Source organism: Paenarthrobacter sp. NPDC092416 (assembly GCF_044755025.1).
GTDB lineage: Bacteria > Actinomycetota > Actinomycetes > Actinomycetales > Micrococcaceae > Arthrobacter.
Genome location: NZ_JBIVQG010000014.1, coordinates 58,550 through 83,809 on the forward strand (window position 1 = coordinate 58,550; position 25,260 = coordinate 83,809).

A 25,260-nucleotide genomic window follows, 5' to 3' on the forward strand; every position below is an offset into this window, starting at 1 on the left:
GCTGCTACCTACTTGGGTTAGTGGGCGGTGACCAGGTGGCTGGCGGAGTCGTACCGGAAGGTGACCGGTCCGCCGTCGTGGTTCAGCGTGATGTTGCTGCCGTTCCCAGCTCCGCCGAGGCCGTAGTTCTCAGCCCAGGAGCCGTTGATGGCGGCCTTGAACTCGTAGTTCCCTGCAGGCAAATCCACCACGGAGAGCTTCCAGATCCCGTCCGCGGGATCCAGGGCCAGCTGGGCCTGCGCGCAATCAGGCATCCAGTCGCCAGCGCAACCGAGCTCGGAGTTCAGGCTTCCCGGGACGGAAACGGCGGCAGGCTGCGGACCCGCAACGGCGGCGCTGATCACGTTGGTGGCGTGGTCGTACAGGAACGTGACGGCGCCACCTGAGTGCTGGAACACGATATTGGGGCCGTCCAGGACTCCGCCCACACCGTAGTTCTCGTCCCACGTGCCGTTGAGCGCGGCCTTGAACTCGTACGTTCCAGCGGGCAGGTTCGGGACATTCAACTGCCACAGCCGATGCGTCGGCTCGTAGCTCATCAGCGCCTGTTCGCACGAGGGCTGCCAGTCCTCCGTGCAGCCGAGTTCAGTGTTGAGACTGCCGGCCACGGTGACCGTTTCAGGCTGCGTCGGCTCACCCACCACACCGGTGCGCGACTCACTCGCGGAGGTGTGGCCTGCGTTGTCCAGCACCACGGCGCGGTACTCCACCGATGTGCCCGAATCCAAGGAAGACACCTCGTGGAACACCTGGTAGGGCGCATTGTCGTCCGTGCCAATCGACTGCCACCCGCCACCCGCGGTACGTGCCTCGAAGGTGACCTCATAGAACGAGTTACCGTCGACGTCGGCCGTCACCTTTACGCGGTCAGCGTCGCCAGCCGCGGTGACCGGCTTCTTGAGGACGACGGCGGGAGCAGCCTTGGACGTGGCGAGTCGCCCTTTCGCTTGGTACACCACGGCAGAAAGCGGCGGAACGGTGACCGTGAGATTGGCCTGTGCATCCGTCTTGGCTTCAACTGCGGCGTCGCCATAGACCAGCTCGAAGGGCTGCTTCGCTTCGAACGTGGGGACGGCTGCGGTTTGCGCGGTCTCGCTGTTGTTCAAGGCCACGATGTATTCGCGCTGGTCCCTCGCGTCGATGCGGGAGAAAGCGTAGATCCCGGCACCATCGGCGGCGTAGCGGTTCTGCTGGGCGCCGTCACGCAACGTGGGGTGCTTGGCGGTGAGGGCCGCGAGCTGGCTGATCTTGCGGTAGAGCGGGTGCTGGGTGTCGAAGTTGTCCGTGGCGTGGGTGGCTCCGGTGCCCAGAAGGTCGTCGTCGAGGTACTCCTGGACCTGGCTGGCGAACATCGACTGCCGCGAATCCTGGTCGCCACCGGCCCCGGTGAAGCCTTGTTCGTCGCCGTAGTAGATCACCGGGTTGCCGCGCGAGAAGTACATCAGCTCGTGGGCAAGTTGGTCGCGCTCCACGAGTTCGGCATCGGAAGCCCCGGCATTGTCCTGGGCGATGAATGTGCCGATGCGGCCCATGTCGTGGTTCCCCAGGAACGTGGGCAGTTGGTAGACGTTCGAATCGGCGTCCGTGTACCAGTCGTCACCTCCGAAGAAGTCGGCAAGACCGGTGGCCTTGCTGCCCTGGGACGCGAAGCTACGCGCGGCACCCTGGAACCCGAAGTCCAGCACGGCCTGCATCCGGTCCTTGGTGGTGAACTTGGACGTGACGCTCTTGGAGGTATCGAACACCTCGCCAAACATGAAGAACTCGTCCTTGCCCTGCTCCTTGGCGTAACTGAGCACCTCCGGCCCGAACTGCTGCCAGAACTCGTCATTGACGTGCTTCATGGTGTCGATCCGGAAGCCGTCAATGCCGAAGTCGCGGATCCACGCCTTGTAGATGTCCACCATCCCGTTGACCACTCGCGGGTTCTCGGTGAACAGGTCATCCAGGCCGAAGAAGTCGCCATACAGCGAGTCCTCGCCGGCAAAGTTGGTGTTGCCGCGGTTGTGATAGAGCGTGGGGTCGTTGAGCCACGCCGGCACTTTGACGTCCTGCTCGGCCGCGGGAACCACCGGCGTGTACGGGAAGGACGTCGCTGGGTCCAAAGCGGGGAAGTCCTGCGTCCCGGCGTAGTCATGGTCGTCAAAGGCCTCGCCCGTGGCGCTTCGGTAGGGTTCGGTGGCCTTGGAAATGTAAGGCGCGGAAGCGGTCTCCTGATACTGGATGACGTCAGCGGTGTGGTTGGCGATGATGTCGAAGTAGACCTTCATCCCGCGGGCATGCGCGGCGTCGATGAGGGTCTTCAGCTCCGCGTTCGTCCCCAAATGGGGGTCGATCTGTGTGAAGTCCGTGACCCAATAGCCGTGATAGCCGGCAGAGCTGTTCTCGAGTTGCCCGCCGCCCTGGACGGCCTTGTTCTTGAAGCTCGGCGTGAGCCAGAGGGCATTGGTTCCCAGGCCTTGGATGTAGCCCAAACGATCCTGCAGCCCCTTGAGGTCCCCGCCGTTGAAGAAGCCCTTACGGGTGGGATCGAAGCCGGAGACCATCGGGTCCGAACCCAGCCCGCCGTCGTCGTTCGCCGTGGTGCCGTTGTTGAACCGGTCCGCCATGACGAAGTAGAAGTTCTGGTCGCTGATGCCGCCGCGCACGGAATGCCCGGCGGCGGGATCCGGGGCAGTCTTCTTGGCGCTGATGCCAGCGCTGATGCTGGCGTTCACGGCGCTCGCGGGCAGGATGGCCGACGCCGTCAACACTGCGGTGGCGAGCACGATGGCGACGGCACGGCCGGGTGCCACGCGTTGGCTGGGGAATTGGTGGGGATGGGGAACAACGGATCTATAGCTGCGAGAAAACACGATGGAACCTTCCGCTAAGCGACTCTGCTGTGTGGCAACTCACAACTGTAAGCGCTTGCGTTGGGTGATTCCAGAGTATTTAAGGGATTTCTTGAGATGACGCAGTGGCGGAAAGGCCCAAAACTGGAAGCGTTTGCAGCGATAGCACCCAAAAATCGGCGATTTTTCACTGTGCTCATGCATGGGTTCATGCGAAAACGTTATGCATCTGTCCATAACGAAGCCTTTGTGACTTGCATAGGGTTGAGGAGATCTGCTTCACACTACACAAGGACGAAATTCAACGATGAAGAGCATCGCCCTCCTGCGCGAACGTGCCACCCGCGTCATGCCTACCGGTTCCCACTGCCCGGCGTCGGGCATGTGGAGCCCGGATTCAGACCCGGACTCCGTGCAGGCCTTCCCAGAAGGCCACGTGCTTCCCGCCCACAACGGCGTGCCGACCACCTGGCGGCTGCAGCCCGCCGGCGCCTCTGCATGACAAGCACCATCTTGACGCGGCCGGCCGGATACCGGCACGTCCCCGCAGCCCAATGGTCCGAGCTCGCCTCTGGCGAGGAAGTGTGGATCTACGAAGCTGGTTGGGGCTCCGGCGCCGGCCGCGTTGACGAGGTTTCCGCGCACCACGAACTGCTGTGGGTAATCCTGGAACCGGCTGGTCGCAGGCTCCTTTGCGGTACCGACTCAATTGAGGTCTGGGCCGCTTAGGGCCCTCCGCCGAGATGGCACTTAGCGCCAATGTTTGAGCGGAACATTGGCGTCAAATGCCATCTCGACGAGCTGCGATCAGTGCCGTTGGCGAACCTGTTTCCATGTGGCTGACGGGCTCGTCCGGCAGTCCCGTTTCAGGGTCCAGGCGGAACGTCACGACGTCGTTGGACCGTTCGTGAGCTACGTGCAGCCAGCCTTCGCGAACCACATGGTGTCGCGGCCAGTTGCCTCCGCTTGGTATGTCAGCCAACGGTTTCAACGCCGAGCCGTCGTGATTGACGCCCAACACACAAATCCGGTTGGAGCCACGCACCCCAACGTAGGCGTGCCGCCCATCAGGTGAGAGCCCGATCTCCGCCGCGGAGTCGCCGTCGAGCGCCCCGTTGGCACTTGCCTGAACAACTGCGGCGAGCTCAAAGATGCCGTCCGGATTGGCCCGAACGGCGGCCACCTCGATGGAATACTCAGTCACCACAAAAACGGTCCCGCCGGCATGGTGGGCCATGTGCCTCGGGCCGGAATCCTTGGGCAGGACTACTAGGTGGTCAGTGACCAGGCCCTCACCGGCCACAAAGCGCCAGACGCGCAGCAGGTCATGCCCAAGGTCCGTGGTCATCACCCGGCCGTCGGGCAGCATGAGGCTTGCGTGCGCACGGCTGGGTCGCGCTTCTCCGCCGGGTCCGGCGTCATAAGGGTCGACGGCGGCTTCCGCGCTGATGCGCGAGGTGATGCCGCCGTCGGAATCCAGTTCGTACAGAATGACCTGTCCGTCGCCCCAGCAGGTCACCACGACGAAACGGCCGTGTGGGTCCACCGCTACATGGCAGGCGGCCTCGCCTGCGGGCCACGGTTCGCCGAAGGGCTCGAGCTCGGTGGAACCTGTCCGGCGATAGGCCCGCAAGCTGCGGCCTTCCTCCGCCACGGCGTAAACGACCGGCACTTTCGGATGCTCGGCAAGGAACGACGGTGAATTCGCCTTCACTGCCAGCCCCAGGGAGGTCAGTTTGCCGTCGGCGCCTGCCGAGAGCACGCCGATGCCGTCCCCATTTCCGTCCCTGTCAGCGGTGTAACAGCCGGTCCAGATCAGTTCTCCCACGCTCAGTGCCCTTGGACGTCGGAGTCAACGCCGGCGTCGGGTCCCGCGTCGAGGGTTTCGAGGGCGAGGAGGTCATCATGTGTCAGTTCGAAGTTGTAGACGTCCAGATTCTCCTGCATTCGCTGCGGGTTAGAGGTCTTGGGGATGGCTACCAAGCCCTGCTGGACGTGCCAGCGCAGTACTACTTGCCCTGGAGTCTTGCCGTATTTGCGGCCGATGGAAGCCAGCACCGGTGCATTGAGGAGGTCGCTGCTGGCACCCAAGGGGCTGTAGGACTCGGTGACGATGCCGTGCTGTTCGTTGAAGGCCCGGGCCACCGATCGCGGGATGGAGGGGCTGACCTGGATCTGGTTGACCGCAGGGATAACGTCAGTCTCGGCGAACAGACGGTCCAGGTGGGCAGGCTTGAAATTGGAGACGCCGATCGACCGGACTTTGCCCGAGGCCTGAAGTTCCTCGAAGGTCTTCCACGTGGAGACGAATTCGTCGCGCCGGGGGAGGGGCCAGTGGATCAACAGCAAGTCAACGTAGTCCAACCCCAAGCGCTCCAAGGAACCGTCCAGTCCCGCAACGGCCTTTCCTGAGCCTTGGAATCCGCCATCGAGCTTGGTGGTGATGAACAGTTCTTCACGGTCCACCCCGCAGGCCTTGATGCCGTTGCCCACGCCAGTTTCGTTGCCGTATTTCACCGCGGTATCGATGTGCCGGTAGCCATGCTTGACCGCCTCCACCACGGCCTCGGCAACCTGGGTGTCGTCCAAGGGCCACGTGCCCAATCCGAGTTGGGGGATCTTGTGGCCGTCGTTGAGCTCGATGAGCGGTGCAAGTGCCATGGGAATGCTCTCCTTTGGGTCTTGGTGTTGTTCTACGCTGGCTACTCGCTGCTTGGCAACTCTTGCCGACAATTCCCAACTATTGCCGACGCGACCAGTCATGGAGGCGGTCACTCAGTTCCATGAAGTCCTCCTGCACCACCTGTAGCCCAGGGTGCGAATCGTGCCAGTCCACGATCTCCCGGGCGCCATCGGCAAAGGGAATCGTCGCCTGATACCCCGGAACCAGTGCCTTGATCCTGGAATTGTCGAACACCACCGAGTGGGAGCGGTCCCCCAGCAGGTTCGGTCCGAGCTCAGGGCTGTGGGCCGCGATGGTCTCTGAGGAAACATGAAAGAGTTCGGGCTCCGGGACGCCCGCAGCCCGCGCAAACAAACGGTAGATCTGGTCCCATGGCAGGAACTCGTCCGAGGTAATGGTGTAACTCTCGCCCACGGCTTGCGGTCTGCCCAAGAGGCCGACGAACGCCTTGGCGAAATCCCGGCTGTGCGTCAACGTCCACAGCGAGGTTCCGTCGCCATGGACCATCACCGGCATCCCGGCACGCATGCGGTGGATATCCGTCCAGCCGCCCACCATCGCGATCTTGGTCCGGTCATACGTATGGGACGGCCGCACTACTGTCACCGGGAAATCCTCTTCCCGGTAAGCCTCGAACAGCAGTTCTTCGCACGCGATCTTGTCCCGCGAGTATTGCCAGAACGGGTTCTTCAACGGCGTCGACTCCCGGATGGGGAGCATCGCAGGCGGCTTCTGGTACGCCGAAGCGGAACTGATGAAGACGTACTGACCCGTCCGCCCTCGGAACAACTCCAAGCCAGCCAACGCCTGGTCAGGAGTGAAAGAGATAAAGTCCGCGACGGCGTCGTACTCCCTTCCGTGAAGTACCTCCCGCACTGCCTCGGTGTCCCGGACGTCCGCGTGAAGAACCTCTGCCCCTTCCGGAACCGGCCTTCCGGCTGACCGTCCGCGGTTGAGGATGGTCAGCCGGTGGCCCAGCGCGACGGCGCGTTCAGCCGCCGCCGCACTGATGACCCCGGTACCGCCAATGAACAGGATGTTGCGTGGCGCTACCGTGTCGGCTTCCGGAACGAGGCTGCTCACCAGGCGTAATCTTCGGGCGCGGGGCGGTGTCCCGGGAAGATATCGTCCAGCCGCTTGAGGGCGTCGTCGTTCAACGTGACATCCAGCGCGCGGATGGCCGCATCCAACTGCTCCTGCGTGCGCGGGCCGACAATCGGCGCCGTTACCGCCGGCTGGTGAAGCAACCAAGCGAGGGCGACGTCACCGGGTGCGTGACCCAGTTCATCGGCGAAATCCTCGTACTGGCGAATCTGGTCCTCGTGCTGACGCAGCGTCTCCAGTGCGCGGCCTTCCGTGCGGCGGACGCCCTGATCTTCCTTCTTCAGCACGCCGCCCAACAACCCGCCCTGAAGCGGTGACCAAGGGATCAGGCCGAGGCCGTACTGCTGAGCGGCCGGGATGACCTCAAGCTCCAATTCCCGCTTGAAGAGGTTGTAGATGGACTGTTCGCTGACCAAGCCTGTGTAATTGCGCCTTCGCGCGGCCTCCTGCGCCTGCGCGATGTGCCAGCCCGCAAAGTTGCTGCTGCCCGAGTACAGGATCTTGCCCTGCTGGACCGCGACCTCGATCGCCTGCCAGATCTCATCCCACGGTGTATCGCGATCGATGTGGTGGAACTGGTAAATATCGATGTAGTCCGTCTGGAGCCGCTTCAGGCTGGCATCCAAGGCACGGCGGATGTTGAGCGCAGACAACTTGGACTCGTTGGGCCGGTCCGTCATGGTGCCATAAAGCTTGGTGGCCAGGACGGTCCGCTCACGGCGCTCGCCGCCCTTCGCGAACCAACGCCCAATGATCTCCTCCGTCCAACCGCGGTGTTCGGTGCCGCCGTAGACGTTGGCCGTGTCAAAGAAGTTGATGCCGGAGTCCAGTGCGGAGTCCATGATCGAGTGTGCTGTTGCTTCGTCGGTCTGGGGCCCGAAGTTCATGGTGCCCAAGCAAAGACGGGAAACTTTCAGGCCAGAGCGGCCCAGGTGCGTGTACTGCATGATTGCTGTCCTTTGTGTGTGGTTAGAACTGTGTAAAAGCGGCGACGGCGGGATCGGAACCGTTCCGGGCACCAGCCTCCAGTGCGGTGATGGCGTCAAGCTCCGACGGGCTGAGCTTGATGTCGGCGGCGGCCAGGTTCTGGCGCATGCGCGCAGAGTCCGCGGACTTGGGGATGACGATGGTGCCCTGGGCAAGATGCCAGGCGAGGATCACTTGCGCCGGGGTAGCCTCATGGGCGGCGGCGATGAGTGCCACGACCTCCGAGTGCAGGTCCTTGCCCTGGCCCAGCGGGCTGTAGGCCTCCACAGCGATGCCAAGTTCACGGCACTTCGCGGCGAGGTCACTTTGCTGGAAGGTGGGGTGGATTTCGATCTGGTTCACCGCCGGCACTACTTCCGCTTCCGCCAACAAGGTGTCCACGTGATCCGGCAGGAAGTTGGAGACGCCGATAGCCCGGATCTGCTGGTCCTGGTGAAGTTTCTCCAGCTCCTTCCAAGCCTGCGTGTAGAGACCCTGCGACGGGACCGGCCAGTGGATCAGGTAGAGGTCCACTACCTCCAGGCCCAGCGCTTCGCGGCTCCGCTGGAAAGCGTCCTGCGCCTGGCCCTGCTCGCCGTTGCGGAGTTTGGTGGTGATGAAAAGTTCATCCCGGGGAATGCCGGATGCCGCGATGGCGGCCCCCACACCGGATTCGTTGCGGTAAGCCGCAGCGGTGTCGATGTGGCGGTAACCCGCCTCGAGTGCGTCTTCCACCACGCGCTGGGTTTCTCCCGGCGGTACTTGGAAAACGCCGAATCCGAGCTGGGGAATGGTGACGCCGTTGTTCAGTGTCAGCTCTGGCATGAAGGGCTCCTTCGTGGTTGATGTGGCACGCGCGCCTCCATCCTTTTCGGATCCGTGGCTTAAGCCAGGATTTCGAGAAAGCGTTTTCGGAGGGCTCTGTACTGAGCCTATTCAGTTTTTGCCGCAGAGTCAGCAACCAAGCCTGATCCTGTTTTTCCTAGGTCTGGCAGACCTACCCAGAGCGGTGGCCTTTAGTGCGATGCCGGCGGCAGAATGGACGAATGGGTCAAAGCGCCGAGTTCGGCAAGTTCCTCAAAGTCATGCGTGCCCGGCTGTCTCCGGACGACGCCGGTACGCCAGAGTCTGGTGGCGCCCGCAGGGTGCCCGGACTTCGTCGTGAAGAAGTTGCCCGGCTGTCCGGGGTAAGCACCGATTACTACACGCGCTTGGAGCAGGGCCGAAACATCCATCCCTCCAAGGCCGTGCTCGATTCTGTGGCGCGCGCCCTGCGCCTGGACGCCGGCGAGCACGCCCACATGATGGACCTGCTGGAACACTGCGCCAGCTCCGCCGGCAACCCCGGCCCGGTGCAGAAGGTGCGGCCTGCTTTGCGGCAACTGCTCGACGCCGTCGGGGACGTCCCTGCCATGGTGCTGGGCCGCCGAGCTGACGTTCTGGCCGGCAACCGGATGGCGCACTTGCTGTTCACCGATTTCCCGTCATTGCCGCCGGCCGAGCGGAACCTGACACGCTGGATCATCCTGGACGCGGGCGCCGGGGCGCTCTTCAGGGATTGGAAAACCGTGGCTGCCGAAGCCGTCGGCGCACTGCGCATGGATGTCGGCCGGCACCCGAACGATCCCCAAACCAACCAACTGGTGGGCGAACTCGCCGTGCATAGCGAGCATTTCCGTCAATGGTGGGCAGGGCACAGGGTAGCCACGCGGTCCGCAGGCACTGTCCGGCTACACCACCCGATCGTCGGGGACCTGGAACTGAACTTTGAAACGCTAAGCCTCCCGGACGACCCCGACCAGGCACTCCGGGTGTATTCGGCGAAGGCCGGTTCGCCGTCGTCGGACGCCTTGACGCTGCTCAGCAGCTTTGGCGCGGTTGCCGCCGCACCGGTCAAGGATCCCGAACCCGCCCGCCGAGACGACAGTTAACACCGATGCTTGTCTGAAACATCGGTGTTAACTGTCGTCTCGCGTAGGGGTGGTCAGCGCTCCAGACGGAATCCGAGCTTGATGGTGACCTGCCAGTCGGCCACGGCGCCATCCTGCAGGTGGCCGCGGATCTCCTTGACCTCAAACCAGTCCAGGTGGCGCAGGGTCTGCGATGCGGTGGCTATGCCGTTCTTGATCGCGTCGTCGATTCCCTCGGACGAGGTTCCAACAAGTTCGGAAACGCTATATGTGTGGTCAGCCATGGGTGCTCCTCAACATCGTCTCTGATTCAGTGCATTGCTGGCCCGCGCGGCAGGCCGTCCCTGCAGACTAGCCCACGGATCGCCGGGCGACCAGAGGCCGGTTCCCGCGTAAACCGGGCATCCCGGCAGATGATGAATGCGTGTAGATTTCTTGCAGCACCACCCAGTGAACCCCATAACCAGGAGAAGCAATGACTGAAGTGATTGTCGTCGGCGTTGACAGCAGCGAGACGGCGAAGAAGGCAGCACAGGCAGCAGCGAGGCTGGCCAGCGCCATGAAAGCGGATCTGCACGTGGTGAGCGGATTCAGCGACGACCGCATCGAGGAATTTGGCACCGGCAGCGACCGCATCACGGTCTCCTCGGCCGACTCCGCTGAGTACGTTGCCCGCAAGGTTTCAGAGGAACTGACGGTTGAGGGTGGCAACGTCAAGTACTTCGCGGCCCGTGGCACGCCGGCAAACGCCCTGATCAGCCACGCCGAGACGTTCAACGCCGACCTGATCGTGGTGGGGAACAAGCGCATGAAGGGCCTGGGCCGTGTCCTGGGCAGCATCGCGAACAGCGTGGCGCACGGCGCTCCGTGCGATGTGTACATCGTGAACACCGAGATCGACTAAGACTCACCCAAGCAGGTAGCAGCAGTGCGCGTTTTGAGCCCTCAAAACGCGCACTGCTGCGACCCAGTTGGGGGTCCCGGCACTTAGTGGCCTTGGAACGCCTCGGCCAGCCACCACGATCCTCCGTCTGAGGCGATCTTGGCGTCGATGACCAGTGGCTTGGTTTGGGTTCCGGCCCGGTACGAGTCCAGCCAAGGCTGCACGGCGGCGAGGTCGGCTACCGTCCGGACAGTCACGCCTTCAGCTCCGAACCCGCGGGCTATGGCGGCGATGTCAGTGTCCGGGAAGACCACACTATCCAGCTCCGCTTCGGTGTGATGCTCGGCAAAGTGGTGCACCTCTGCGCCGTAGGCGGCGTCGTTGTAGACGATGCAGACGAGCGGCAGTTTGAGGCGGACGGCTGTCTCGAGTTCGCTGATCCCCATGAGGAAGCCGCCGTCACCGGCGCCGAGGACCGGCAGTCTGTGCGGTTGGGCCAGCGCAGCGCCTATGGCCGTGTACAGGCCCAGACCGATGGCCTGGAACGCCTGCGTGAAGCAGAACCCAAATTCGTCGGGCACGGCCAGGTACTGGCTGGGGTAACCCATGAAGTTGCCGGAATCGACGGCCACGATTCTCTCGGACGGGAGCATCGAGTCGAGTTCGCGGGTGAGCACACGCGGGTCAATTGATGTGGCCGTGGACAGGTCTTCCGTCTCCACGTCCCGCCACCTTGAGCCCTGCTTGATGGCCAAGGCGTTGGCCTCCGTGCGGTACTTCTCCGCCGGCTCTTGCTGCAGTCCGCGCAGTGCTTCCAACGTATCAGCGGCAGTGAGCGCGGAGTCGCCGAGCACGCCGAGGTTGATGGGCCGGTTGGCGCCCAGCGAAGCGTCTTCGACGTCGATCTGCACCACGTTCGTGCCGGGTGAAATCAGCCGTCCATGCCGCATGGTCCACATGTTCAGCGTGCAGCCCCAGCCCACGATCAGGTCTGCGCCGCTGATGAACTCAGCCGTCAGCGGGGATGAGAAACCGCCCGAGATACCGAGGTTGTGCGGGTCGCCGTTGAACAGCCCGCTCGCCACCGCGGAGGTCGCCACCAAAGCACCCGCATGCCGTGCCAGGGCCAGGATCTCCTCCCGGGCACCGCGTCCGCCGCGGCCTGCCACGAACACGGGCCGTTCCGCTGCGCCGATCAATGCCACGAGCTTCTCGACCGCGGCTGCGTCCGGGCGGATCTTCGCCGGTTGAGGCACGACGACGGCACCCACCTCGTCTGCCGCGGCGCCACTTTGGACATCCAGCGGCAAGCTGAGAACCACAGTGCGCCGTTCGTTGACGGCTGTCCGGAAAGCTCGCACGGTGTCCGCGATGGCTGTTGCGGGAGAGTGAATCCGTTCCGCAACGGCACCGACACTGCGGGCAAGGGCATCCTGGTCGATCTTGAAGTTTGACCTGGTTGCGGCAGCTTGGGTGTCGGCCGTCAACACGATCATCGGCGTCCGGCTTTTGGCGGCCTCGCCAATGCCCGTGATCGCGTTGCTCAGCCCGCAGCCCTGGTGTGTGGTGACCACTCCCACCTTGCCGGACATGCGCGTGTAGGCGTCGGCCATGGTTGCCGCGCCGCCCTCGTGCCGTGCCGCTGTGTACGGGATGCCTTGGGCCATGAGGGTGTTGGTGACATCGAAATTGCCGCTGCCCACCACCCCAAAGACGTGCCCGATGCCGAGCTTCGCCAGCGTCCTGCCGACGAGCGTGGAAACCCTTATTTGCTCCTTCATGCCTTCTCCACCGCTGCCTTTTCCACCAGCGCGTACACCCGACTGGGACTGCCCGTGCCGCCCACGATCGGCAAGGGAGCCACAACGAGCGTCGCGCCGACAACCGGGAGGCGGTCGACGTTCCGCAGCGACGTCACGCCGTACTTGTCTGCGCCCAGCAGGAACGAGTGAACCGGGAACATCGGGTCCAGGGTCCCGGCCTGCCCGGCGTCGATGCCCACGGTTTCCACGCCGAAGCCGCTGATCGAGGTGTTCCCGGCAAGCCACTTGGCACCTGCTGAGGAGACACCGGGAGTGTGGGGACCGGCGTCGTCGGCATTGACGAAAGCCGCGGCATCAGCGCCCCGGGCCGCCCACCCAGTCCGGAAGATCACCCAGCAGTTCTCCGGGAACAGGCCATGCTCCTCCTGCCACTGCTCAAAGTGCTCGGGTTCCAACAGGAAATCCGGGTCGGCAGCGGCCTCTAAAGTCTTATCTATCACCGCAACCGGGCCCACCAGGCGATGCGGCTCGATCTGGTCCACCGACTTGCCGTCCTTGCCGGTGATCCAGTGGACAGGAGCGTCCAGGTGCGTGCCGGCATGTTCGCCCACAGTGACGTCGTTCCACGCCCAAGCGGGCCCGGCGTCGTCGAAATTGCTCACCGGGGTCACGGACAGCCCCACCGTGTTTGCGAATGGCTGCGGCAAGTTCAGGATGGGGGTTTCGGAGCTGAGGGGCGTGGTGAGATCGATGATCTCCACCGAGCCATTCGAAAGGGCTGCAGTGAGCCCGGCCAGAACAGACATTGTTCTCCTATCGCTTGCTTGGTTTCAGTGCTGCTTGAATACGGGAAAATCGTGGGGTTTCGGCCAGTTTCTGAGCCACCAGATGGCCTGAACCTCCGGAGAGTCCCGGACCCGGGTGCGTGGAGGCGCCGATGTGCCACAGGCCCTTGACGGCAGTTTGGTGGCCCGCGGCCTCCGGGAACGGCCGCCAGAGGAGGTTCTGGAAGAGCTCGGCCGACCCGCCATAGGGGTCGCCGTTGACTGCATTGGGGTTCCCGGCGGCGAGGTCCGTGGGCGCGATGATGTCCCACGCGAGGACCGTTGCTCGTGTGCCCGGGGCGAACTGCTCCAGCCGAGCCAGGATTCGTTGCATGTAGGCCTGCTTGAGCTCCTCCGTCCAGCCTTCCTCAACGGACAATTCGCCGGCAGCATCGCCGACCGGCGAAAACGGAACCTCCTGCAATTGCAGCCACAACGTGGCCTTGCCCTGCGGAGCACGCGATGGGTCGAGGACGCACTGCTGACCCACCACCACCGTTGGTTCGATCGGGAGCAGCCCGGCTTCCGCGTGGGCGCACGCAATGCCCGTGCTGTCCGAACCGTTGCTCAGATGAATCAGGGGGACTTGGTTCAGACGGGGATCGAGCCACTCCACGGGCCGGTCCAACGCAAGATGGATCTGCATGGCGCCGCGGCCATTCTGGTATCTCGCTGCGGCACCGGCAGGCCCCGACGGCGGCTGGCTGAGGAGGCGGGTGTAGAGGGCTTGGGGAGAGACGTTCGCCAGCACAGTGCCCGCTGGCACCACGCCTTGCGAGGTCCGTACTCCGGTTACCGACCCGGAGCCAACAAGGACCTCCTCCACCTCCGTGCCGAGCAGGACCCGGACGCCGTTATCCTTGAGCAGCGACTCGAACGCGGCGATAAACCGGGATGCTCCGCCCTTTACCACCGGGAGTCCAAACCCGTGCATGGTCATGGCCATGACGGGCAGCATGACCCCGCCCGTTGCCTGATCCGGTCCGAGGCCCGCGTGGAGGAGCCACGGTGACCAGAGCTGGTCTGCTTCCCACCCGTCGAACCGGCTCCGCACGTAGTTCCGGCCGCTCATCACCGAGTCCCTGACGAAGGCCTCGGTCCCGGCCCAGCGCCCTCGCCTAACCGCGCCGAAGGCGATCTTCGCGACCTCCCTGAAGGAACGCAGTTCCGCACCGAAAGCCCCGAAAATGGTCCCGGAGTTGCGGCCAAGATCATCGAGCATCGCCAGGTAGGCCTGCTGGTCGCCCGGTTCTTTGAACGCCCTGGCCGTCTCACTGGAATCACGATGGGCGATCACCACGCGGTGGGCTCCGCTGGCTGGTTCGGCGGCGACGCTCGCGGTGACGGGGCCTGAGGTGTTGCAATACTCCAGCCCGCGGGCATGGAGTTCCTTGCCCAGCTTCCCGTAGGCGCCACCGGAAACGAAGAGTGGGTGCCACGAGGAGAAGGTGTCGTGGATGAAGCCCGGCAGGGTCCGCTCCGAAGAGTGGATGAATCCACCCAGCCGCTCGGATCGCTCGATCAGGCACACCCGCTTCCCGTCCAAGGCAAGCTCCGCCGCTGCAACCAGGGAGTTGATTCCTGATCCGATGATCACTACATCAGTTGAGTCCATGCAAAGCCCCTCCTTTCAGGGATTCTCAGAAGTCCGGGTGGCTGGCTGTCGCGTGGTACTTGCCGCCGTGGAACACCAGGGGAGCACCGCCGTCGTTGTTGTATTTCTCAACCTCGCCCACGTAGATGACATGGTCACCGGCGTCATGGCGCGAGACCGTGCGGCACTGGAATGTGGCCACGGCGCCGTTCAGCAGGGGGACTCCGGCGATCCCGTCGGTGGTCTCGGCTCCAGCGAATTTGTCCGCGGAAGGCGTCGCGAACTGGCGGGACAGCACGTGCTGGTCGCTTGCCAGGATGTTGATGGCGAAGTGCGTGGCGTCCTCGAAGTCCGCCAGGCTGGGAGCCCGTTTGCTGGGGCACCACAGCACCAATGGCGGTTCCATGGACACTGACGTGAACGAGTTCGCGGTCAGGCCTACCTTCCGGCCGTCAGCTGCGACGGTGGTGACCACGGTGACACCGGTGGCGAACTGCCCCAGCGCGCTCCGGAAATCGCGAACGTCAAAGACTGCCGAGTCTTCTTCCTTGCTCGCCTGCATGAAGTCGGCAGCCGCCGTCGGATCGAACCACCAGGGGTACGACGTCCGCGGATCATCGAAGCCGCCCACGATACTGGCTGCCAGCGCGGGATGCTCCGCGGCCTCGCTCAGCAGTGTCACCTGGTGTTCGCGGCGCGGCTTCAACAGATCGTTGGTCCACGCAACAGCCCACTGGCCCCAACCGCGCCAGAATTCGTCAAACGTCCGCTCCATCCACTCGCGGTCGAACGGTTGCTGGCCGCGGCGAAGGATGGAATCGAGGTAGTACTTGGCGGCCAAGGTTGCGTTGTTGGAACCTTGGCCGGTCAGGGGATCGTTGAGGACTACGGCGTCACCCAGGCCGAACACCAGCCTGCCGTTTCCGAGCTCCCCGACGGCGGACCTCACCGTGGGCGTGATGCGTCCCAAGAGCGTGGCGCCGCTGTCCGTCAGCTCGGCTCCGGCAAAGTTCTCGGCCTCGTGCGGGAAGTGCTCGCGCAGGATCTCCAGGGAGCGTTCGAGCTGCTCTTCGGGGCTCACGACGTCGGTCCAGCGGTCCATGGGGCCGCCCACCACGCCTTCGAACACCATCATGCGGCACGGTCCGGAAACCGTCAGGCCGGGGAACGTAAAGAACTCGCCGACGCCGGGAGCCATGGTCATGCGGATCGCGTTGCCCTGCTGTGGTTCCGTTCCGTCGCCGCCGTCGGCTGTACCGCCGTCGGACGCACCGCCAGCGGGCGTGACGTAATTCAGCGCCAGGACCCGTTGCGGACGATCGAACGGCGACTTTGCCTTGTCCCGCGGGAAGATCTGCCCGATCTCGCCCTTGCCGGTGCTGACGATGACCAGTTCATAGTCGCGGGCGAGTTCCTCGAGCATGCGCGCGGTGACCTTTTCGATCCGGAAGTCACCGCCATTGGACACGAACGACTCGATCCACAGGGCGCTCTTGATGCGCTGGTCGATGGAGTGGGCCGGTCCATCCAGCGGGGCCTCCCACTCGATGACGCCAGCAACACGTTCCACACGCACGCGGATTCCGTTGATGTCCGGCACTGATCCGGACCCGTAAAGTCCCGTCAGCGTGGCGCCCATCTGGGCCTCCGCGTCCAGGGCGGTGGCGAACATGCACTGGCTGGACATGACCTTGCCGGTGCGGATCTGGGCTGCGGACCGATCAGAGAACAACGTGACCGCGTAGCCCTCGCGCTGAAGGCCCAAGGCCAGTTGGGCGCCGGATTCACCGGCCCCGATGATGGCAATTTTTCGCATTTCAAGCTTCCTTTATGGCAGGGGTGTGCTACGAAATTTTGGCGGTGTTGAGGCTCGCCAGATAGTCGGCCGCCTTGTCCGGGTACATGAACCAGTCCTGGAATTCCGGCGGGTGGTTGAAGCCGTTAGCGAAGCGATGCGCGATCTCGGGTGCCTGGATGGCCGCCCCCAGGAGTTCCAGGACATGCGGCGGGGGAGGGGCCAGCAGGGCATTGGTCCAGTGTGCAACGTGCTGGGCGTAATCCCAATAGCGTTCGAACGTTGCCTGCATGAACTCTGGATCGTAGGCCTGCCCGCCATGCTGGACGATGCTCTGCAAGTACGACGCCGCGCACTTGCTGGCATTGTTGGAACCTTGGCCGGTGATGGGATCGTTCAAGACCACGACGTCGGCCAGGCCCAGTACTTGCCTGCCGCTCGGCAGCGTGGCAATGGGGTGGCGCACGGTCGGCGCGAACCGGCCCTGGAGGACGCCGTTGGGGTCCGTCAGTTCGACGTCGGTGGCCCGCTCCGCTTCCCACGGCAGGAAAGTCTTCAGGATGTTCTTGGACGTTTCCAGGTGCTCCTCGGGCGAGAGGCCCTTCCATATGTCCATTGGCCCGCCCGGCACGCCCTCGAAGACCATGATTTCGCAGGGGCCGGTGGTGGTGAGCGCCGGGAAGACAAAGTATTCGCCCACGCCCGGGATGAGGTTGAAAGAGACGGCCGAGTACTCTTCGCGCGGCTTCAAACCCTTCACATAGGTCAACGCCAAGGCGCGCTGCGGTGCGTCGTAGGTGCTTCGCTCGGCGTCGCGTGTGAACAGCTGCGCGATCTCGCCCTTGCCCGCAGCCACGATCACCAGGTCCGAGTTCTGTGTGTACTTCTCCAGCTCGGCCACGCCGGCGTCCTCAAAGATCAGCTCGCCGCCGCGGGCCGTGAACTCCTCCATGAAACGCGGGAACTTGACGCGCTGGTCGATGGATTTGGCGTGATGGTCCAGGCGGGACGCCCAGCTGATGGCCTTTTCGCCCGGAAGCTCGGGGTGTGGGACGGTGAAGGAGATGCCGTCCACGGTTGGAGCGTCCGGCCAGAAATCCAGGCCCAGGGCCCTCTCGTGTTCCAAGGCGTTGTGGAAGATGCACTGGCTGGAGGCGACTTTGCCGTCCTGGATCTCTTCCGGCGTCCGGTTGGAAATAGTGGTCACCTGGAATCCGGCATCCAGCAGGCCGATGCCGAGTTGGAGCCCGGACTGGCCGGCGCCGACGATGGTGATGTGGCGTTGCGTCATAGTGTTTTCCCCTTGCTTTCTGTGGAAGGTACTTCTCGAAACTATCTGCAGAACCTTGGTGTTAGTTGGCGGCGAGCAGCGGGATGGTCTCTTCGGCGCGTTCCGGGCCCAAGGCGGAGTAACCGCCGTCGACGGCCCAATCGGCGCCGGTCACGAAGCTGGCCTGGTCACCTGCGAGGAAAGCGACGACGTCGCCAACCTCCTTGGGGCGGCCGACCCGCCCGAGTGCATGGAACGGAGCCGCAACGGCATCCGTCTTCTCGATGCTTCCGTTGGTGAGGGAGTCCATGATGTTGCTCCACACCCAGCCGGGGCTGACGGAGTTCACTCGGATGCCGTCCGTTGCGAAATCAACAGCCATGCTGCGCGTGATCTGGACCAGTGCGGCTTTACTGGCGGGGTAGAGCCATCGGCCGGTCTGGGCAATCGAGCTGGAAATGGAGGTGAAGTTGACGATTGCGCCGTGGCCGGAGGCTTTGAGGTGCGGCCGGGCGGCGTTGCTTGCCACCACGGCGCTGACCAGGTTGACGTTGAGTGCCTCCAGCCAGTCTTCCCGGCCGGAGTTGGCGCCGTCGTCCTTGTAGGTGCATGCGAGGTTCACCAAGATGTCCAAGCTTCCATGATTGGCCACTGTCTGGTTGATGAGCGCGTGCACGGCGGTGTCGTCGGTGATGTCTGTGTGGGAGTAGTGGATCCCTTGGCCGAGCGCGGCGGCGACTGATCCGCCGTCGGGGTCTATGTCCGCAACCACCACCGTGGCGCCGGCATCCCGCAACGCCGTGACGACGCCCTGGCCAACCTTGGTTGCTCCACCGGTGACGATTGCGGTTCTGCCTTCGAGAGCTGACATGACCAAGCCTTTCAATTGCGGGTGTGATGTTGTTACGAAAATATGACGTTCGTCATTTTTGTTCTGGAAGGTGACTCTAGGCGGTCGCGGCACGTCGGACTATCCACTTGGCGCGAGGATCATCCGAAATGCGAAGAGTCGTCCACCTCTTCGTGCCAGCCCACCCAGGGTGCCGAGGTCAAGCGGAGGTCCGAAGCCCCCGCCTCCCTCTCCCAGGCTGCGAATTCCGGGTGCCTCCCGCCAACCAGCTGAACGAGGAGCTGAATTATGGAGATCATGGAATGTCCTTTCGGGTTGAGCGGTGGCGGCTTCACTTGGTTGGCCGGGGAGCTGGCTTCGGATGGTTCCGCTCCCATTCGTCTCGACGTTCATGCACGAGCTTGATGTTCTTCACTGTTCCTCACCTCGCTTCCGGCACTGTTATGGTGTTGTGAGCTGCGTCATACTTGTCTTAAAAGCGACTCTATTCAGACGCTGCAATCCGGAATATCCACTTGGCGCGAGGATCATCCGATAAGCGAAATGCCCTTTGAAGCAGGTGACGGATGGTGAGGATTCTTCCCCGTGACGTACTGCGCGGGCGGCCAACGGTGGCTACAACCGACGTTGATGAAGCCCACCAGAAGATTGCGGAACTGTTCTGCAGCCACGAACTTGCGCCACGGACACGCACGGCGTCGGTTGATATGAAGCTGCGCTCCCTGCACCGCGGCGATGTTGGGATTGAGTTCCTGGACTATGGAGCGGATGTCCGGATCGAACCCGAGGGCCTTCAGGATTTCCATCTGGTGCAGATCCCACTCGCCGGGCATGCGTCCATGCAAGTGGGTTCGAACACCGTGGAATCCAGCCCGCGGTTGGCGACGGTTCCGCCGATTGACCGGCCATTCTCCATGTCGTGGGACAGTGGAAGCCCGCATCTGATCGTCTACGTGCGTCGGCTGGCGTTGGCGCGGGTAGCCCGGCAGCTCTACGGCGAAAGTGCTGTTGAGTTGGGCTACGGGATGGATCTCGGAGGTGCCGCGGGCCGCGCTTTCCTGAGGTCCGTCGTCGAACTTCACGACGATATGGTGAGCCAGCCACAATCCGCGGCCCCGGCCTTTGTACAAGGGCTGCTCGCGGACAGCATGATGTCGCGACTATTGATGGCGATGGAACCGGCTGCTGCTGTGGGCGGAGCGGACGCGGAATCTGAAAGTCGACTGGTCCGCGAATGCCGTGAGCTGTTGGAGCGCCACGCGGCTGAGGAGCTTTCCGTGCCGGACATCGCGGAATGCCTGGGGGTTTCGGTGCGTACCCTGCAGACGGCCCTTCGCGCGGAAACCGGTGCGACGCCCTTGGAGTTGCTGCGGAGCATCCGCCTGGACCGCGCCCGGGAAATGCTGCTCGAAGCGGACCCGCGCAGTCAGAGTGTTACTGCTATTGCCGAGGTGTGTGGCTTCACGCATCAGGGGCGGTTCTCGGCGCAGTACCTGAAAGAGTTCGGCGAACTGCCGTCGGAGAGCCTGCGGCGCTAGCTCCTGGCCCGTTCAAGCAAGGCGTCCATTGCCCGGACGGCCTTCTTGAGTTGGTCTGCTGTTACCGGGTTGTACCCGTATCCGGCTCGTGTCTTCATACTCAGCAAGGCGGTGAGGTGCTTTCCGGACGCGACGTCGGCGGTCGTTAGGAGTGCAACGGCGCCGTTGTGGTCTTGTCCTTTCGCGTATTGGCCGAGGCGGGAAATGCAGATGGCGTCGGAAGCAGCGATGCCAGCGTGCACGCAAAGCGTCACAACGGCATCCGCCACTTCATAGTGTTCATCAACCAGTTGCAGGGCATCCATCGCAACTCGATGGGAATTGCAGGGCCTTGTTCAAGCGGCCTTGGCGGATATCCTCGGCACCCTTTGCCGTTCTCACTTCGAAACCCCGCTGGAGTGTATGGCACGATCCAGCCAAGTGCTATCGCCGTAGACCGTAAAGCCCTCCGTGGTGATGGATTCGAAGATTGGCCAAGGTCCGATTTCTGCCTCCCGGTAGACCAGGGGACGTGTGTCGTTCCCCGTCCAGACGCTCATTTTAGTGGCCAGCTCGGCAATTGCTGTTTCTGCCACGAGCTCTTCGACGTCATTGCCAAGGGCAATGAAAATGTCTATGTCGCTATCAGTCCGCGTGTCATTACGTGCTGCCGATCCGAAAATAGTGACGACAATTGGCATGAATTTCCACAACTCGATTTCGCTGCGGATGCGTTCCGCGAGCCTGTCCGCGGTGGCTGCCATGGCCTCGACGGGTTCGGCCAAAAGATGCCCGCGGTTGAGTCTGTAGATATGCGTCCGTCCGGCAACGCTCTCCAGAACGATGCCCTGATCCACTAGCCGCACGAGTGCTTTACGAACCCCCGCGAGAGAGGCGCGCTCCGGGAGTAGCTTGCTGATGCTGGGCGCTGTAAAGTCGGCGTCCGCGCGAGCCAACACGTACAGCACGCCCATATCCAGTGTTGGGCTGATGGTTGTCAGTGGATTCTGAAGCCGCATCATTCCTCTATTGGTCTACTATTGTGCACTTATATACACAATAGTAGACCTGCGGTGGCGGGAGCCTACGCCTCCAGGACGTACGTCTTCAGGTCGTCCAAGGTCTGCTGCATGTGGCCGTCCATCGCGAGCCGGGCTTCATTCGGGCTCCGGGACTCCAGGGCGGCTGCGATCTTCCGGTGATGGCCGATTGCGTGCTTTTGGATTTCCGGGAAGGCCGATGTTTCTGTGCGGCGCGCCTCCAGGACGCGGTGCAGTGGTTCGAACAGCACGGCCACAAAGACGTTGCCCGAGGCGTGCAGGATTACGTCGTGGAACGCGAGGTCGGCTTCCACGAATGCAGCGACGTCGTTGACCTCGTGTGCGGTCTGCATCTTTTCGACGTGCTCTTTGAGGTTGACCAGCTCGTCGTCGGAGATGCGTTCCGCCGCGAGTTCGCACGCGCCGGTTTCGAGCATCCGGCGGAGCTCGATCAGCTGGATGGCGGCAGCGGCGTCCTTGGTGCCTTCGGATGCGGCACGCAGCACGGCTTCCAGCGATGCCCATTGATTCAGCGGATTAACGAACGTTCCGCGGCCACGTTCCACGCTCAGGATCCGCTGCGCTTCGAGGGTTTTCATGGCTTCACGCACCGTCATGCGGCTCACCTCGTGCTTGGCGCTGAGCTCGAGTTCACCCGGGACCACCGTTCCGGGTGGAAACTCACCCGCGATGATCCGGTCCAGCAGCTCATCAGCCACGACGCCGACCAGCGACTTGCGTGCCATGTATCCCCATTTCTCGTACTTCCAGGCCGCCCGACGCCCCGCGGATCTTCCTCCGGGGCGGGATGGTTGTCAGACATCTTACGCTGGCGGTGGCCAGCTTGTTCGCCAAAATTCATGCAATGCCTCGGCGCACTCATCGGGCCTCTCCCAGTGCACGGTGTGACCGGCGTCGGGAATCGCCGTCAATTGCCTCAATGGACCGGAGCCAACGAACGCCGCCATCTGATCGATGGACCGCACGCGGTCCCCGGTTCCGGCGAGTACCAGCAAGGGCGCGTGGACGCGGCCGGGCACTGAAGGTTCGACGCCGGTCATGGCCGCCTTGGCGCTGGCGGCCAGCACCGCGAACGGTACGGTGAACCCTTTGCTGAGCCGCCCCATGTCTTCCTTGGTCAGCGGCCCGTACCAAGCAGTCATGATCTTAACCCGGGTGTCGGCGTCGAAATATCCCTGCTCAAGCTGTGACAGCAGCAGATTCTTGAATCCCTCGTTTTGTGGCGCCGGCACCATCCCCACCAGGGTCACTGTGGCCACCAATTCCGGGCGGGCAGCCGCAAGCGTCAGCGAGACACTGCCGCCCATCGAGTGCCCTACGAGGTGAACGGGACCGCCGCCTCGTACCTCAAGAGCTGCTGCAACCGACGCTGCTGCGGAGTCCAGTGTCCAGTCGAAGCCGGCCGCTAATTCCTCGCCCGGGTGATAGCCCGGGAGGTCAACAATCCAGACCGGCCGGCCGCCGTCGAGCAGCCGATCGGCGAGTGGTTCCCAATAGACCGAGCCCGAAGCCCAGCCGTGGATCAGCACTGCCGGGACCTGCTTGCCAGCCGAAGTCGTGGGCGTCCGGGCGTCCACAAAGGGGAGCGGAGTCGCGGTGTCAGCCATGATCCCAGCCTAGTGACGACCGGCACCTTGCGCGGTGAAGAGCCGTGTGTCACACTAGCATTCAAATGTTAGATGTCTGACATCTTACATTCACTAAACCGCAGCAGAGATTTCCCACGATGGAGTGCACAGTGACCCTTGAAGCCGACGTTCTGGCCGCTTTCCCGGCGGAAGTCCAGATTCCTGCTCAGTTGGTTGCCGACGCCGTTGCGGCGTCCTCGGCGACGTCCCCCCGCGTTCTGGTTGTCCTCGACGACGACCCCACGGGAACCCAGTCCGTTGCGGATCTCGCCGTTCTCACCCGTTGGGAGGTCGCGGACTTCACCTGGGCCTTCACCCACATCCGTGAGAACCAGACCAAACCTGCCGTCTACGTCCTCACGAACACGCGTAGCCTGGACCCTGCCGAAGCTGCAGCCCGCAACGAGGAAATCGTTCGCAACGCACTGGCGGCGGCCGCCGGCAACGTGACGCTCGGCTTCGTCAGCCGCAGCGACTCGACCCTCCGCGGCCACTACCCGCTCGAGCCTGACGTCATTGCCGCCACCGTGGCTGCTGAGACCGGCGAGGTCACTGACGGCGTGGTGATTGTTCCGGCATTTCCCGACGCCGGCCGCGTCACCATCGGAGGTGTCCACTACATGAGGGGCGACGCCGGCTCCCTCACCCCGGTCGCGGAGACGGAATTCGCCAAGGACGCGAGCTTCGGTTTCGCTAACTCCGAGATGGCCAAGTATGTGGAGGAGAAGTCGCAGGGCAGGTTCCCGGCCGGCGAAGTGATCGTCCTGGACCTGAACATCATCCGCGCCGGTGCCTCCGCGCAGGACCCGGCCATTTCCGCCAAGGCAATCGCCGACGCGATCGAATCGGCTACCAACTCCACCCCGATCGTGGCCGACATCGTCACCGAGAACGACTTCCGCGCCCTGGCTCTGGGCCTCGAAGAATCCGAACGACGTGGCAAGAAGCTCCTCTACCGCGTGGGCCCGCCGTTCGTTCGTGGCCGCATCGGCCAGGAAATCCGTACCGCGCTGACCTCAGCAGAGGCCTATGCCGGCAACACTCCCTCCACAGCAGGTGGCCTGATCGTGGTCGGCTCGCATGTGGGAGTCACCACCCGCCAGCTCAACGACCTCACGGCAGTACACAGCTCGGCACGGATCGTCGAGATCGACGTCGAGAAGCTCCTGACGAGCGAAAATGAGGCCGACGCGTACATCGGAACCGTGGTGACCGACGTCGTCGACGCCCTTCACAAAGGCGATGTCATCGTCCACACCAGCCGCCTGCTCATCAAGACCGACGACGCCGCGGCGAGCCTGAAGATCGCCCGCACGGTCTCGGCCGCCGTCGTTGCCGTTGTGAACCGCACCCTGAAGACCTTCCCGCCGCGGTTCGTCATCGCCAAGGGCGGCATCACATCCTCGGACGTCGCCGCGCACGGCTTGGAAATCCGCCACGCGATCGTCCGCGGACCCATGCTGCCGGGCATCGTCTCGCTGTGGGAACCGGTGGACGGTCCCGCGAAGGGCATCCCGTACATCGTCTTCGCCGGCAACGTTGGCGACGACCAGTCCCTGACCCAGGTCACCCGCAAGCTCAGCTCCACTTTCTAACCATCCCCACTTGCCCCCTAACCTCGCAAGCTCGGCCAGGGAACCCGGCAAGCGTGGCCCCTACTTATCGGAGAACACCATGACCAGCAGCAACTACACCGTCACAGTCCTGGGGCTCGGCGCCATGGGCCTGCCCATGGCCACCCGCCTCGCATCCGAACTGACAGTCCACGGCTTCGACATCGCCGAGCCCCGCCTGGAGCTTGCCGCAGCAGCCGGCATCAAGACCTTCGCCTCCGCCCGCGAAGCTTCTGACGGCGCCGACGCGCTGCTCCTGGCCGTCCGCAACGGCGAACAGCTCAACGATGTCCTCTTCGGTGAGAACGGCGTGGCCTCGGTTCTGAAGCCGGGCGCCGTCGTGATCCTCGGCAGCACCGTCGGCACCGAAGCCATTCCGGCTACGGTCGAAAAGCTTGCTGAATACGGCGTCGCGCTCGTTGACGCTCCTCTGTCCGGCGGCCCGAAGCGTGCCGGTGAAGGCGATCTGCTCATCGTCGTTGGTGCCGAGCCTGAGGCACTCGAGAAGGCCCGCCCCGCGCTTGAGCTGCTGGCCTCCACCCTGAGCATCGTCGGCGACAAGCCCGGCGACGGCCAGGCACTCAAGACCGTCAACCAGCTGCTGTGCGGCGTGCACATTGCCGCTGCTGCCGAGGCCATGGCCCTTGCCGACGCCCTCGGACTGGACCAGGCCAAGACGCTCGCCGCACTGGAAGCCGGCGCTGCCGGTTCCTTCATGCTGTCCAACCGCGGGCCCCGCATCCTGGAGGCTTACTCCGAAGAAGGCGCAGAGGTCCTCAGCCGCCTGGACATCTTTGTCAAAGACATGGGCATCGTGGGCAAGGCCACCCGCGCCGCTGGTCTCGCCGCACCTGTTGCTGCCGCTGCAGAGCAGCTCTACCTTCTCGGTCAGGCCCAGGGCCTCGCCGCCGCCGACGATTCCGCCGTCATCAAGGTTGTCGCGCCCACCAAGCGCACCAACTAAC

25 protein-coding genes are annotated in these 25,260 nt (G+C 63.6%); 7 read left to right on the top strand and 18 right to left on the bottom strand.

The window, feature by feature from the left end; all coding sequences use genetic code 11:
* Positions 1-17 precede the first annotated feature (17 nt).
* On the bottom strand, positions 18-2,855 hold the full coding sequence (locus ACIQC5_RS20535; protein ID WP_400286697.1) for an alpha-amylase family glycosyl hydrolase: 2,838 nt from the start codon (positions 2,853-2,855) through the stop codon (positions 18-20).
* Positions 2,856-3,141: 286 nt separating this feature from the next.
* On the opposite strand from ACIQC5_RS20535, the gene ACIQC5_RS20540 reads away from it, so the two are divergent.
* Positions 3,142-3,336: a hypothetical protein gene (locus ACIQC5_RS20540; protein WP_400286699.1), complete on the top strand. Its 195-nt coding sequence runs from the start codon at positions 3,142-3,144 to the stop codon at positions 3,334-3,336.
* Positions 3,333-3,563 carry a hypothetical protein gene (locus ACIQC5_RS20545; RefSeq protein ID WP_400286701.1) on the top strand — a complete coding sequence of 77 codons (231 nt, stop codon included), beginning with the start codon at positions 3,333-3,335 and terminating at the stop codon, positions 3,561-3,563. Before ACIQC5_RS20540 ends, ACIQC5_RS20545 begins: the two co-directional genes overlap by 4 nt.
* Positions 3,564-3,615: 52 nt before the next feature.
* Here ACIQC5_RS20545 and ACIQC5_RS20550 read toward each other — a convergent pair whose 3' ends face one another.
* The 5 genes from ACIQC5_RS20550 to ACIQC5_RS20570 form a co-directional block, all read right to left on the bottom strand.
* Positions 3,616-4,662, bottom strand: coding sequence for a lactonase family protein (locus tag ACIQC5_RS20550; protein ID WP_400286704.1), 1,047 nt, complete (start codon positions 4,660-4,662; stop codon positions 3,616-3,618).
* Between the two features lie 2 nt (positions 4,663-4,664).
* On the bottom strand, positions 4,665-5,495 hold the full coding sequence (locus ACIQC5_RS20555; RefSeq protein ID WP_400286706.1) for an aldo/keto reductase: 831 nt from the start codon (positions 5,493-5,495) through the stop codon (positions 4,665-4,667).
* A 79-nt stretch (positions 5,496-5,574) separates the two neighbouring features.
* Positions 5,575-6,600, bottom strand: a complete 1,026-nt coding sequence (locus tag ACIQC5_RS20560) for an NAD-dependent epimerase/dehydratase family protein (protein ID WP_400286709.1) — start codon at positions 6,598-6,600, stop codon at positions 5,575-5,577.
* Positions 6,597-7,568, bottom strand: a complete 972-nt coding sequence (locus ACIQC5_RS20565) for an aldo/keto reductase (RefSeq protein ID WP_400286712.1) — start codon at positions 7,566-7,568, stop codon at positions 6,597-6,599. The genes ACIQC5_RS20560 and ACIQC5_RS20565 overlap by 4 nt, the downstream gene beginning before the upstream one ends.
* Positions 7,569-7,590: 22 nt before the next feature.
* Positions 7,591-8,412, bottom strand: coding sequence for an aldo/keto reductase (locus ACIQC5_RS20570; protein ID WP_400286715.1), 822 nt, complete (start codon positions 8,410-8,412; stop codon positions 7,591-7,593).
* A 221-nt stretch (positions 8,413-8,633) separates the two neighbouring features.
* Between ACIQC5_RS20570 and ACIQC5_RS20575 the strand changes: the two genes are divergently transcribed.
* Entirely contained in the window at positions 8,634-9,518 is an 885-nt protein-coding gene (locus tag ACIQC5_RS20575; RefSeq protein ID WP_400286718.1) for a helix-turn-helix transcriptional regulator, read from the top strand.
* A 53-nt stretch (positions 9,519-9,571) separates the two neighbouring features.
* Here ACIQC5_RS20575 and ACIQC5_RS20580 read toward each other — a convergent pair whose 3' ends face one another.
* Entirely contained in the window at positions 9,572-9,781 is a 210-nt protein-coding gene (locus ACIQC5_RS20580; RefSeq protein WP_400286721.1) for a dodecin, read from the bottom strand.
* 191 nt (positions 9,782-9,972) lie between these two features.
* Between ACIQC5_RS20580 and ACIQC5_RS20585 the strand changes: the two genes are divergently transcribed.
* Complete coding sequence (locus ACIQC5_RS20585; RefSeq protein ID WP_400286723.1) at positions 9,973-10,401, top strand: universal stress protein; 429 nt, start codon at positions 9,973-9,975, stop codon at positions 10,399-10,401.
* Between the two features lie 83 nt (positions 10,402-10,484).
* Here ACIQC5_RS20585 and ACIQC5_RS20590 read toward each other — a convergent pair whose 3' ends face one another.
* The 7 genes from ACIQC5_RS20590 to ACIQC5_RS20620 form a co-directional block, all read right to left on the bottom strand.
* The gene (locus tag ACIQC5_RS20590; RefSeq protein ID WP_400286726.1) at positions 10,485-12,161 is read right to left on the bottom strand and encodes a thiamine pyrophosphate-binding protein; all 1,677 of its coding nucleotides are present in this window, start codon (positions 12,159-12,161) and stop codon (positions 10,485-10,487) included.
* Positions 12,158-12,949 carry a cyclase family protein gene (locus ACIQC5_RS20595; protein ID WP_400286728.1) on the bottom strand — a complete coding sequence of 264 codons (792 nt, stop codon included), beginning with the start codon at positions 12,947-12,949 and terminating at the stop codon, positions 12,158-12,160. The genes ACIQC5_RS20590 and ACIQC5_RS20595 overlap by 4 nt, the downstream gene beginning before the upstream one ends.
* Before the next feature lie 7 nt (positions 12,950-12,956).
* Positions 12,957-14,582 carry a phytoene desaturase family protein gene (locus ACIQC5_RS20600; RefSeq protein WP_400286730.1) on the bottom strand — a complete coding sequence of 542 codons (1,626 nt, stop codon included), beginning with the start codon at positions 14,580-14,582 and terminating at the stop codon, positions 12,957-12,959.
* 25 nt (positions 14,583-14,607) lie between these two features.
* Entirely contained in the window at positions 14,608-16,377 is a 1,770-nt protein-coding gene (locus ACIQC5_RS20605; protein WP_400286732.1) for a flavin reductase, read from the bottom strand.
* A 28-nt stretch (positions 16,378-16,405) separates the two neighbouring features.
* Positions 16,406-17,647 carry a styrene monooxygenase/indole monooxygenase family protein gene (locus tag ACIQC5_RS20610; protein ID WP_400286734.1) on the bottom strand — a complete coding sequence of 414 codons (1,242 nt, stop codon included), beginning with the start codon at positions 17,645-17,647 and terminating at the stop codon, positions 16,406-16,408.
* 61 nt (positions 17,648-17,708) lie between these two features.
* Entirely contained in the window at positions 17,709-18,497 is a 789-nt protein-coding gene (locus ACIQC5_RS20615) for an SDR family oxidoreductase (protein ID WP_400286737.1), read from the bottom strand.
* 119 nt (positions 18,498-18,616) lie between these two features.
* Positions 18,617-18,775, bottom strand: a complete 159-nt coding sequence (locus tag ACIQC5_RS20620) for a hypothetical protein (protein WP_400286739.1) — start codon at positions 18,773-18,775, stop codon at positions 18,617-18,619.
* Positions 18,776-19,087: 312 nt separating this feature from the next.
* Between ACIQC5_RS20620 and ACIQC5_RS20625 the strand changes: the two genes are divergently transcribed.
* Positions 19,088-20,014 (top strand): AraC family transcriptional regulator, encoded by a 927-nt coding sequence (locus tag ACIQC5_RS20625; protein ID WP_400286742.1) that lies wholly within the window; start codon positions 19,088-19,090, stop codon positions 20,012-20,014.
* Here the strand turns inward: ACIQC5_RS20625 and ACIQC5_RS20630 are convergent.
* From ACIQC5_RS20630 to ACIQC5_RS20645, 4 genes are all read right to left on the bottom strand, one after another.
* The gene (locus tag ACIQC5_RS20630; RefSeq protein WP_400286744.1) at positions 20,011-20,319 is read right to left on the bottom strand and encodes a hypothetical protein; all 309 of its coding nucleotides are present in this window, start codon (positions 20,317-20,319) and stop codon (positions 20,011-20,013) included. The two genes, ACIQC5_RS20625 and ACIQC5_RS20630, sit on opposite strands and share 4 nt — an antisense overlap.
* Before the next feature lie 72 nt (positions 20,320-20,391).
* On the bottom strand, positions 20,392-21,015 hold the full coding sequence (locus tag ACIQC5_RS20635) for a nucleotidyltransferase domain-containing protein (RefSeq protein ID WP_400286746.1): 624 nt from the start codon (positions 21,013-21,015) through the stop codon (positions 20,392-20,394).
* Between the two features lie 62 nt (positions 21,016-21,077).
* On the bottom strand, positions 21,078-21,779 hold the full coding sequence (locus tag ACIQC5_RS20640; protein ID WP_400286749.1) for a FadR/GntR family transcriptional regulator: 702 nt from the start codon (positions 21,777-21,779) through the stop codon (positions 21,078-21,080).
* A gap of 78 nt (positions 21,780-21,857) precedes the next feature.
* A complete protein-coding gene (locus ACIQC5_RS20645) occupies positions 21,858-22,661 on the bottom strand; it encodes an alpha/beta fold hydrolase (protein WP_400286752.1) in 804 nt (267 codons plus the stop codon).
* Between the two features lie 131 nt (positions 22,662-22,792).
* Between ACIQC5_RS20645 and ACIQC5_RS20650 the strand changes: the two genes are divergently transcribed.
* A complete protein-coding gene (locus ACIQC5_RS20650) occupies positions 22,793-24,277 on the top strand; it encodes a four-carbon acid sugar kinase family protein (RefSeq protein WP_400286754.1) in 1,485 nt (494 codons plus the stop codon).
* A gap of 79 nt (positions 24,278-24,356) precedes the next feature.
* On the top strand, positions 24,357-25,259 hold the full coding sequence (locus ACIQC5_RS20655; RefSeq protein WP_400286758.1) for an NAD(P)-dependent oxidoreductase: 903 nt from the start codon (positions 24,357-24,359) through the stop codon (positions 25,257-25,259).
* Position 25,260: the final 1 nt, after the last annotated feature.